Here is an 11,397-nt window from a genome sequence, read left to right as displayed (position 1 = left end):
GGCGCGTTCCCGAAAGAATTTGACAGGGTGACATTTGTTGCGGAGTCAGTTCACAATTTGGTGCATGCGGATGTCGTGGAGCAGGAGGGAGCGGTCTTCAAGGCCAGGCGCCTGCTGGAACGAAAGGAATTTCTAACTTCAGAAGATGCCTGGTTTCGGCCGGTTCAGTTCTATATTGGCCCGGATGGGGCGCTTTATGTGATCGATTACTACCGGCGTATCATTGATCACCCTGAATGGCTTGATAATGAAACAGCACAAAATGAAGAGATGTTACACGAAGCCAGTAATCGGGGGCGCATTTACCGGATAACTGCGAATGAGATGGCTAATCCCAAATGGACCAGTAATCTGGATTTGAATAATATGTCCACTGGAAAGCTTGTAGCTTGTCTGGAAAACGCCAATATTTGGTGGAGGCGAAATGCACAGCGTCTGCTGGTCGATCGAAACGATCCGGCTGCGGTTGAACCACTTAAAAAACTTGTGTCCAACAGCACGGTTGCCACGGCAAGACTCCACGCCTTGTGGACGCTTGAGGGATTGGAGAGACTGGATGATAATCTTATTATCACAGCCCTGCAGGATGTCGAAGCCGGGGTGAGGAAAAATGCTATTAAAATCGCCGAGAAAAGATTGCAAGAGGATCCTTCTTTGGTAGAATCCCTCCTGGAAATGAAAGATGATCCTGATCCTCAAGTGAGACATCAGCTGCTGCTGAGCCTTGGTGATCTGTCTTCCGTGCGGATACATGAGGTAAGGGAAGAAATAGTGTTCGAAGATTTGGAAGATTCATGGATGCAAACTGCATTTCTTTCGGCCGAAGATATAGAAGTTTCGGCCCTTCTGAACCGCTTCCTTAAGCAGTTTGGAGATATGGAAAATCCGGGTAGACGTCTGTTTTTGGAACGGGTGGCCTCCATTATTGGCAGTCAAGGTAACAAAAGAGAAATAAGTCGACATATTAAAGAAAGTTTATCTGGAATGACAAAAGAGAATGAATGGTGGAAAATAGCCATTCTTTCTGGGTTAACTGAATCACTGCAACATACAGAAATAGAATCAAAAGAGTATGAGATTGAAAGTGACATGGCTATAGATATTTTTTTTGAAACCGGATCAGAGCGGGTGCGCGAAGTTGCCATGCAGTTGACAGGAGTATTGGGCATCTCCGGGGGTGAGAAAGATAAAGTGCTGCAGAGAGCGTTAGATGTCGCAGAAGACCGGATGAAGGAGATTTCTTTTCGTGCGGGTGCTATAGAACTCATTGCAATGATCGATCCTGTATCGCATGAGGAGAAACTGAAGGAGTACAGCCATTCCAGTGAGCCCCTGCCCGTTCAGCTTGCTGCGATAGAAGGCCTCGGCAACATACCGGGGACTCACATAGGAAGATTTCTTTTGAATCGGTGGGAAGCAATAACTCCTGCCTTGCGGGATGCGGCAGTTACTGTTCTTTTGCAGGAGAAGAAACGGGTGGAACTGCTGCTTGATGCTGTGGCGAATAATGAGGTTACCGTTTCTTCAATAGGATGGGGTCGTCGTGTCTCTTTGATGCTTCATTCAGACAATGCCGTACGAAAACGCGCTCGGGATCTTCTCCGGGTGAATCCAGAAGAAACGGCAGAAATATTAGAACAATATCGTGAAGTTCTCACCATGCCGGGAGATGCGAATAATGGAAAACTAATCTATCGACAACAGTGCTCGGCCTGCCACCAAGTGCAAGAGAAAACAGGCACTGCTTTCGGTCCTGACCTGGCGACGGTCCGTCACTGGGAACCGAAGGCACTTATGAGCAAAATTTTGGATCCCAATCGCTCGGTTGCTGATGGATATGAAATGACGATTGTAGAGCTGAAATCGGGAGGAAGTGCGGCCGGTGTAATACACTCTGAAACCAGCACCTCGATAACATTGCTTAATGCAGGTGGAGCTGAAACTACCATTTCACGTTCTGACATTGAATCGATTTCATCTACAAACAGTTCGGCCATGCCTTCTGGGTTGGAACAAGAGATTAGCAAACAAGATATGGCCGATCTGATTGCGTTTATTCGACAGATATAATGCAAGGATTCGGTTAATTACCAAAGTAATCCACTTATGGATATGTTTGTTTACGTATTTCTGAATGGTAAAAAATGGACTGTTAACAGGGTTTGTTTTTTGGCCTTTTGTGTAGACAGCCAGCAAGCATAACGAAAAATATAATAAAATGAGTAAAGTGGCAGCATTTTCGACTTGTAACAATGTAAGCAAGATATCTTCATGGTGGTTTTGCCTGGTTTTGGTAGTACTGTTAAGCTTTGTCTCACCTTCTTTACTGGCACAGGATGCCAATACCCGTCCCAATATTTTGTTTATCGGTATTGACGACTACAACGATTGGGCTGGTATTCTGCAGACCCATCCGCAGGTTGTTACGCCCAATATTGACCGGCTTGCAGAGAGGGGTACCCTCTTTACCAATGCCCACGTGCAGGCGCCTGTGTGTAATCCCTCCCGCGTCAGCCTTATGACGGGGTTACGTCCTACCACGACCGGTATATATGGACTTGCGCCCGGACACCGTGAAGCAGAGAGCACTCAGGATGTGATAACGCTGCCCCAATATTTCGCTGAACACGGGTACCGTACATATTCAACGGGAAAAATATTTCATGGGGTACCCGAGGAAGTGCGAGAAACCGATTTTCAGAATTGGGGGCCGGATGGAGGATTCGGGCCCTTCCCGGAGGATAAGCTTGTGAAAGAACCGCTGGATATGGTCGACCATCCGCTGGTTGACTGGGGCGTATTCCCGGAAAAGGATTCGGTAATGGGAGATTATAAAGTGGCCAGCTGGGCCGTGGATCAGCTTGAAGAATTCGGCACTGAACAGGAGGAAAGTCCTTTCTTTATGGCCGTCGGATTTGTTTCTCCGCATGTTCCCTTATATGCACCACAAAAGTGGTTTGATCTTTATCCCGGCGAGCAACGTGTGGTTTTACCTCCTGCTCCTGAGGGCGATCGTGAAGATATTCCCGATTTTGCCTGGTACACCCACTGGTTTCTCCCCGAGCCGCGCCTATCCTGGGTCATCGAACATGATGAGTGGCATTCCAAGGTAAGATCCTATTTGGCGACGGTCAGTTTTATGGATGCCCAGGTCGGACGGGTCCTTGACACGCTGGAAGAACAGGACCTGGTCGAAAATACAATTGTGGTTTTCTGGTCTGATCACGGCTATCATTTGGGCGAAAAAGCGATCACTGGGAAAAATACGTTATGGGAGCGTACAACGCGCGTCCCATTGATTTTTGCGGGACCGGGAGTATCGACTGGGGCAACATCTCCTGAGGCCGTTGAACTGTTGGATATGTATCCCACCCTCGTGGATTTAACAGGCCTCCCGGCTAAAGAAGATATTGAAGGTATATCCCTGGTGCCGCAGCTGGAAGAGGCGGATACACCCCGCGAACGGCCGGCGGTTACGACCGCAAATCCCGGCAACCACGCTGTGCGTACTGAGCGATGGCGGTATATCCGCTATGCAAACGGGGCTGAGGAGCTTTATGACCATTATCGGGACCCGCACGAGTGGTCTAATTTGGCCGATGATCCTGAATATATTGATGTGAAACGTGAACTGGCCAAGTGGATGCCGGAGGATAATGCTCCACATGTTCCGGGAAGCAGATCCCGGATACTGCGGCAAAAAAACGGGGAATGGTTCTGGGAGGGAGAGCCAGTAGTTTTTGATGAGCTAATCCAATAATAGTCTTGCCGTATTTTTTTATCTCCAAATGACAAGATCAAATAAATCAAAAATATAACAACTCAAATCTGTTGTCTTTTAAATACCCCACAGACTTCTTGAACGTATTATATATAGAGAGAGCATAAGTGTATTTAAGTAGATGAATTTGCAATCCTATCTGCGGGGCCTGGCTTTCATTATAAATTTGCCCGTCTTGTTAATGCCCTGTTGTTAAAATTCTCACGGCGCAGAAGACCAGCATGAGAAAAAAACAATAAAAAAAGCAGTAGATCCCAAATGGCAGTGTCTCTTTTAAGACGTGTTGGGATACACAGCTTTACAGACCTATCGATTTAGGGTAAAATTAATTATAACGGAGATCAGGTTATGAAAAAAAAATGTCACAAAATGGTGAAAACAGTTATAACGACAATTGGACTGCTGAGTGTACAGGTAATGTTTGTATGCTCGATTGCTTTAGGCCAGGATGTCAGCGGAACAGTGGTTGATGAACAGTCGGGGGAAACGCTGCCCGGCGTAAATGTCACAGTTAAAGGAACAACCGCAGGTACTGCCACTGATGCCGAGGGCTCTTACTTATTAACAGTACCTTCCCTGAATGACACGCTGGTGTTTTCTTTTGTGGGATACCAGGAGATACAGATACCAATTGAGGGACGTACAACGATTGATGTGAGCCTGTCCATGGAGGCGATTATGGGAGAGGATCTGGTTGTCGTCGGTTATGGAACGCAGGAAAAGGCAACCAGCACCGGTTCAATCAGTGCAGTAGGTGGGGATGATATGGAGAAAATGCCTGCGATTAACACAAGCAATTCATTGCAGGGGCGGATGCCTGGTTTGGTTGCTGTTACTCCCATGGGAGAGCCCGGGAATGATAATTCAACACTGAGAATAAGGGGCGTCAATACGCTTGGCGATAATTCGCCCCTTATTGTGGTTGATGGAATACCGAATCGTAGCCTGAGCCGCATAGATCCCACTACTATAGAAGATATTACTGTTCTAAAAGATGCCTCGGCAGCAATATATGGATCACAGGCTGCAAATGGGGTTATACTGGTGACAACGAGGCGCGGAGCGCAGGGAGAACCACAGATTAGAGTTAACCTTAATCAAGGGTGGAATTCTCCCACGGTACTGCCCGACATGGCGGATGCTGCGAGTTATGCACAAATGATCAATGAGATTAAAATGTATAATGATGAAGATCCACGGTATTCTCAGGAAGATATAGAGAAATACCGCACAGGTTCTAATCCATGGACCCATCCGAATACGGATTGGTTTGATGCGGTTATTAAGCCCTGGTCTCCGCAGAGAAATGCGAATATTTCATTAAGCGGCGGATCAGAACGCATACAATATTTTACATCTCTGGGATATAGTTATCAGGATGGCATATTTTATAATAGCGCCACTAATTATTCGCAGCTTAACCTGCGAAGCAATCTTGATGCGGAAGTTACCAATAATATTAATGTGAGTCTTGACGTGGCTGCCCGGCAGGAAGACCGGAATTATCCCGGAAAAAGAGGAATAGGGGGAGGAGCATTAGATACCTGGTGGGCTTTAAACCGCCAATATCCTTATCTGCCCGATTATTGGCCGACGGGTGAGCCGGGCCCCGATGTGGAATATGGACAAAATCCTGTACTCACTACAACAGATGCCACAGGATATGTCAATAATAAGACCTACATACTACAGACCAATCTAAAGTTCGATATAACAATTCCCTGGATTGAAGGTCTGTCAATAACGGGAAACGTTAATGCTGACAAGAATCTTGATAATAATAAACAATTTACCAAGCCATGGTATGTGTATACCTGGGACGGAGAAACCAGGGATGCAGAAGGCACGCCGGTACTCGAAAGGGGCAAGAGGGGAGTTTCTGAACCAAGATTATCGCAGAGTATGTCAGATGGGACCCGCACAACACTTAAAGCGCTGGTTAATTATGACAATACGATAGGCGAAAGAAATAATGTTGCCGTTTTACTTGGCTGGGAAAGGATTGAGGGCGACTGGATGAATTTTAATGCGTTTCGGAGGTATTTCAACTCCACGCTCATCGATGAATTAGCAGCCGGGGGAGACAGGCAAAAAGATAACGGCGGGACGGCAAGCCACGAAGCCCGTATGAGTTATTTTGGAAGATTTAATTACGATTATGATTCCAAATATCTGGCAGAATTTCTTTTCCGCTATGACGGTTCCTATATCTTTCCTGAGGAAAGCAGATGGGGCTTCTTCCCGGGTATTTCTTTGGGATGGCAAATTTCGGAAGAAGATTTTTGGAGTAACAACATTGAACTTGTCAATTACTTAAAAATTCGCGGGTCATGGGGAGAGACGGGGAATGATCGAATAGCCCCGTATCAATATCTTGAAACATATGGCTATAGCGGTACCTATGTATTCAACGGTAATGAGCCGAGCAAAACGTTAAATCAGCTGCGCACCCCGAATCCCAATATTACATGGGAGGTAGCCAACCAGAAAAATATTGGTTTTGACGGCGAATTACTTGATGGTACGGTTACCGTGTCAGCTGATTATTTTCATAATGTGCGATCCAATATCTTATGGTGGAGAAATGCCTCCGTACCTCAGTCAACAGGATTGTCCCTGCCCCAGGAAAACATTGCTGAGGTGGCTAACAGCGGGTACGAATTTCAGCTCGGGTATAATAATCAAAAAAATGACTTCAGTTACGCCTTCTCTGTCAATGCTTCTCATTCAAGGAATGAAATTAAGTTCTGGGATGAACCCCCCGGAGCACCGGACTATCAAAAGTCCACGGGTCATCCTATGAATTCAGGGTTGTACTATAATGCGATAGGAGTCTTTAGTGACCAGGAGGAAGTTGATTCTTATCCACACTGGGACGGGGCCCGGCCAGGCGATCTTATATTTGAAGATGTGAATGACGATGGGGAAATAAATGGGTTGGACCGGGTTAGATATGATAAATCTGATATCCCGACTTTAACCGGTGGTTTAAATATTGATTTAGGCTATAAGGGATTTGATGCTTCATTACTGGTGCAGGGAGCTGCCGGGGCAGCCCGGGCATTCCGGGAGTTTTCGGGTGAAGCAGGTAATTTCCGTATGGATAATATTGAGGGACGTTGGACTCCTGACAATAAGGATGCTTCGAAGCCAAGAGCCTGGAACAGAAGTAAAGAATACTGGATGACTGATGGAGCTCCCAATAATACATACTGGGTGAGAGATACGGATTACATGAGACTTAAAAGTGTCAATATCGGATACACCCTTCCTCAAAAATTTAATGAAAGGTTGGGTATAGGATCGTTAAGAGTCTATGTGAGTGGACAAAATCTGTATACGATAACAGGCCTGAAAGATTTTGATCCTGAATCGCCCAGTGCATCCCCCAGCTCTATATGGGTGAATAGCCAGGTGTATCCATTGAACAAGACCTACAATTTCGGTGTATCATTAACTTTTTAAATCAAGATATTATGAAGAGTTTTAATCATCTTTTAGGATTTTTAATAGCAGCGGTGCTCGTTTCTTCCTGCACGGATTTTCTGAATAAAGAACCGGTAACTGAGTTCACCAAATCAAATATATGGCAAGACCCAGCATTAGCCGAATCCTATGTCAATCAAATTTATGATGAAATTCCCTGGAGTATGGCAAGAAATGCCGGTAACGTGGATGAATCCCGAAGTCGTGCAGGCGCCGGGTTTAATGTTAACAATGCCCTAATCACAGCCGATAACTCAGGATTTGGCGACTGGGGAGCTAATTATTCAAGCATTAGGAAAGCGAATAAGTTTTTGGCCAATATTGAAGAAATTGATTTCGGAGACGCTGAATCGGATGGTGTCCCCCTAAAAGATAGAATAACAGGAGAAATCCATTTCTTAAGAGCTTATTTTTACTTTAATTTGGCGAGTTATCACGGTGGCGTACCCATTATTACCAAGGTGTATGAATTGGGTGAAGAATACCAAGTTCCACGTGATTCGTTTGCTGATGTCATTGATTTTATTGTAGAGGATTTAAATACGGCTGCAAATTTGTTGCCGGAAACGAATTCCGGCAGTAATAATGGTCGGGCAAGCAAGGGAGCAGCCCTGGCATTAAAATCAAGAGTGCTGCTTTACGCGGCGAGCGACTTGTACAACCCGGAGAAAAACGGAACCATAACAGGTGGTTATTCCAATCCCGAATTACTGGGATACACAGGGGGCGATCCTACTGCAAGATGGGAAGCTGCCCGGGATGCTGCCAAAGAAGTCATTGATATGGGGGTGTATCGGTTATATATGCCGAATCCATCTTCGGCAGAGGAAGCTACCCAAAACTATGGAGATCTTTTTACCTCTCAAAAAAGTCCGGAAGATATTTTTGTTCGTTACCGTTCAAATTCATTGAGCGAAGGTTATGACGGATGGGCGATTGCTCCCAACGGGTGGTACGGAAATGCCGGTGTAGGAGCAATAAGCGAATTGGTTGATGCGTACAGGATGGCTGACGGAAGCAAGTTTGACAGGGATAATCCTGATCATGTTCATAAGCCTTATGAGGATCGGGATCCTCGTTTAACAGCCTCTATTCTTTACGAAGGCAATGAATACAGGCCGCGACCCGATGATTTGGTAAAGTATGATCCGGTGGGAGTGGGACAGTTTGGCACCTGGGAACGATGGGATAGCGAGAATAATGAGATGTACAGAGAGTATGGGTTGGATACCCGAAACAGTATTGCGAATCCCTGGAATGGGAACCGTACGGGTGCGACCATGCTTAAGTTTCTGGATAAAAATGTGGATATAGAACAATCCAACCAGGATTTAACGTGGCGATATATCAGGTATAGTGAGATTTTGCTTAATTATGCGGAAGCCAGTATCGAACTGGGACAGGAAGCGGAGGCTCGCAAATATCTTAATATGTTAAGACAGCGGGCTTATATGCCCGATATCACGGCCACAGGGGAGGAGTTAATGGAAGAGTACCGCAATGAAAGACGTATTGAGTTAGTTTATGAGAACAAACGGTTCTTTGATGTACGAAGATGGATGATTGGTCCTCAGGCATATCATCCTGTTCACGGGGTTGAAATTGTATATGAATTGCAAGAAGATAATACGACAGCCGAAGTTCCAACTGTTACTCCCATCAAAATCATGGACGGCAAGTGGGAAGATAAAATGTATTTCTTTCCTATTAGCAGAGATGAGTTGAATAGAAATGATGAGTTAATTCAAAATCCCGGTTATAATTAAGTCTGTCCTGTGTGATGAAAGTGAGGTTAATCCCGAATGATTGTATTTGGGACTCCCTTATAACGGGTGGAATATTACTTCCATTCGGATTACTGCCCCGAGAGCGCTGCTTCGGGGCAGCATATTTATTATTTCAAGATACATTATCAAATAAACTATGAACCTATTTTGCATACAACTAAAAAGTGTATCACTTTGTATCCTGTTGATGGTATGTACTACTCGACTGGGTTTTTCGTTTCAGATTCAAAAAGAAACAGCTCCCGTCCAATTCGAAAAAGTACAGGTAGCCTCTGAGAGTTTTGAATCGGTGGGTGTTTTTGACGTAAATAATGATGGAGAACTTGACCTGGTCTCCGGTTCGTTCTGGTACGAAGGGCCCCATTTTCTCCAGAAAAAATATATTGGAGAGGTGGAGCGATTCGGTGAATATTGGGACGATTTTGCGACCATTCCCCTGGATGTAAACAATGACGGTCACGTTGACTATGTAACGGGCGGGTGGTTTGGAAAAAATATTCGGTGGCACGAAAATCCGGGCGATGCGTCAGAGTGGACCGAACATATTATCGACCAAACCGGAAACGTGGAGACGATCCGGAGCTGGGATGTTGACGGCGACGGATACCGGGAGATCGTACCCAACAATCCAAACGACCCGCTGAAATTTTATAAACTTGACAGGGACGATAATGGCAAGCCGGAGGGTTCCTTTACCAGGATACCCGTCGCTGATCGCCAGGGGCACGGTCTGGGATTCGGTGATATCAACGGCGACGGGCAGGGAGACTTTATTATCAGTGATGGCTGGCTTGAGGCTCCCGAGGATTTAATCAATGGCCAATGGACACTGCATGAAGAGTTTGACCTGGATGATGCCAGCATTCCGATATTGGTCGCGGATGTGAATAATGATGGTAAAAACGATCTGATTGTTGGACAGGGACACAGCTACGGGCTTGACTGGTACGAGCAGAGCGTTACCTCCGCTGGCGACAGGAGCTGGATAAAACACTCCATTGATCCGAATAACTCCCAGTTTCATACCATGGAATGGGTCGATATCGATGGGGATGGAGAGAATGAGCTTGTTACCGGCAAGCGCTACCACGCCCACAACGGCAACGACCCGGGGGGCGATGACCCCATTGGCCTATACTATTACAAGTGGAATGGAGAAATTTTTGTTAAAAATACGATCAGTTTTGGACCGCTCGGGGAGGGCAAGGGAACCGGCATCTACTTTGAGGTGGTGGACCTGAACCACGATGGTTTCAAAGATATTGTAGTGGCCGGAAAAGATGGTCTCTACGTATTCTTTAACAAAGGATGATACCAATCAAGTATTCAAGGGCGGTTGGAAAAAAAGGTAACCCGTACGTGAGTCCGGAGCAGGTTAATATGTATTTTAAAATCAGTTTGAAGAATGAGAAGTACCAAGACATCCGGTTTTTTAATTCTATTATTCCTCGTCTTTTCACATGGTTGTGTTGTGGCTGAAACCACCATAACCGAGGAGGAGAAGAAATCCCCCTTTGAGCTCCGGCACGGGGATCGGGTGGTCCTGCTGGGCAACTCCCTGATCCAGAATGACCTGGAGTATGGATATATTGAATACGCGCTGACCACCCGGTGGCCGGAGCGGGATATCACATTCCGTAATCTGGGGTGGACGGGAGATACGGTGCATGGAGAGGCCCGCAGTTACTACACCTCACCGCCCGACTCCTATGAATTGCTGATACAACAACTGAAAGAGGCGGATCCAACGGTTGTTTTTGTGGGGTACGGAGCCAACGAGGCCTACGCGGGGAAAGAGGGGGTCTCCAGGTTTAAAGAGGGCTTACATAAATTACTGGATGAGATTGACAAGCTGGATGCCCGGGCGGTCCTGCTGTCTCCGATCCCCCACATGGCTGAAGTAACGTCTGTGGAAGGGGTAACGGAACGCAATAAAAATATAGGGCTGTATTCATCGGTAATCGCCCAAACGGCTGCCGAGCGGGAATTGCGATACATCAACCTGTTCGATCCATTTCAGGATTTTAATAACAAAGAGCTGTTGACAGCCGATGGCGTTCACCTGAATGAGAATGGATACTATTATCTGGCGTCCGTGATGGAGCACGAGCTGGGACTCTCTCCCAGGAAATCAGAGATAAGGATTGATCTTTCCAGGAAGGTTGTTGAGGCGACCGGAACCACCACGGTACTGGAAAATCAATTCCAGAATGGCCGTGTACAATTCACCATGCATCATTCCATCCTTCCGTTGCCCCCCCCGCCCTCGGAAACGCTCACGGTAGGGCATTTTGGGAATTTTCAGGTAAGAGGGGACCTCAGTGGGTGTTATAGTGTGGAGGT

The 11,397-nt window shown here is 46.2% G+C and carries 6 protein-coding genes; all 6 read left to right on the top strand.

All coding sequences use genetic code 11. From position 1 onward, the window contains the following. A partial coding sequence (locus ACESLU_RS06670) for a c-type cytochrome (protein WP_372636896.1) occupies nucleotides 1-2,070 on the top strand: 2,070 nt, incomplete at its 5' end. Between the two features lie 148 nt (nucleotides 2,071-2,218). After that, complete coding sequence (locus tag ACESLU_RS06665; RefSeq protein ID WP_372636894.1) at nucleotides 2,219-3,760, top strand: sulfatase; 1,542 nt, start codon at nucleotides 2,219-2,221, stop codon at nucleotides 3,758-3,760. Nucleotides 3,761-4,150: 390 nt separating this feature from the next. After that, nucleotides 4,151-7,246 carry a SusC/RagA family TonB-linked outer membrane protein gene (locus tag ACESLU_RS06660; RefSeq protein ID WP_372636891.1) on the top strand — a complete coding sequence of 1,032 codons (3,096 nt, stop codon included), beginning with the start codon at nucleotides 4,151-4,153 and terminating at the stop codon, nucleotides 7,244-7,246. Nucleotides 7,247-7,257: 11 nt separating this feature from the next. Next, nucleotides 7,258-9,033 carry a RagB/SusD family nutrient uptake outer membrane protein gene (locus ACESLU_RS06655; RefSeq protein ID WP_372636888.1) on the top strand — a complete coding sequence of 592 codons (1,776 nt, stop codon included), beginning with the start codon at nucleotides 7,258-7,260 and terminating at the stop codon, nucleotides 9,031-9,033. A 208-nt stretch (nucleotides 9,034-9,241) separates the two neighbouring features. After that, complete coding sequence (locus ACESLU_RS06650) at nucleotides 9,242-10,366, top strand: FG-GAP repeat domain-containing protein (RefSeq protein ID WP_372636884.1); 1,125 nt, start codon at nucleotides 9,242-9,244, stop codon at nucleotides 10,364-10,366. Nucleotides 10,367-10,525: 159 nt separating this feature from the next. Continuing rightward, on the top strand, nucleotides 10,526-11,397 hold an 872-nt coding region (locus tag ACESLU_RS06645), incomplete at its 3' end, for an SGNH/GDSL hydrolase family protein (protein ID WP_372636881.1).

It is taken from the genome of Fodinibius sp. (assembly GCF_041642155.1).
Taxonomy (GTDB): domain Bacteria; phylum Bacteroidota; class Rhodothermia; order Balneolales; family Balneolaceae; genus Fodinibius.
Note: the sequence above shows the minus strand (reverse complement) of the source record. Positions and strands in the feature narration are given on the sequence as shown.

Excerpts from the sequence above, each read along its gene's own strand:
- ACESLU_RS06665 (WP_372636894.1), top strand. The coding sequence starts at position 2,219 with ATGAGTAAAGTGGCAGCATTTTCGACTTGTAACAATGTAAGCAAGATA.
- ACESLU_RS06660 (WP_372636891.1), top strand. The coding sequence starts at position 4,151 with ATGGTGAAAACAGTTATAACGACAATTGGACTGCTGAGTGTACAGGTA.
- ACESLU_RS06655 (WP_372636888.1), top strand. The coding sequence starts at position 7,258 with ATGAAGAGTTTTAATCATCTTTTAGGATTTTTAATAGCAGCGGTGCTC.
- ACESLU_RS06650 (WP_372636884.1), top strand. The coding sequence starts at position 9,242 with ATGGTATGTACTACTCGACTGGGTTTTTCGTTTCAGATTCAAAAAGAA.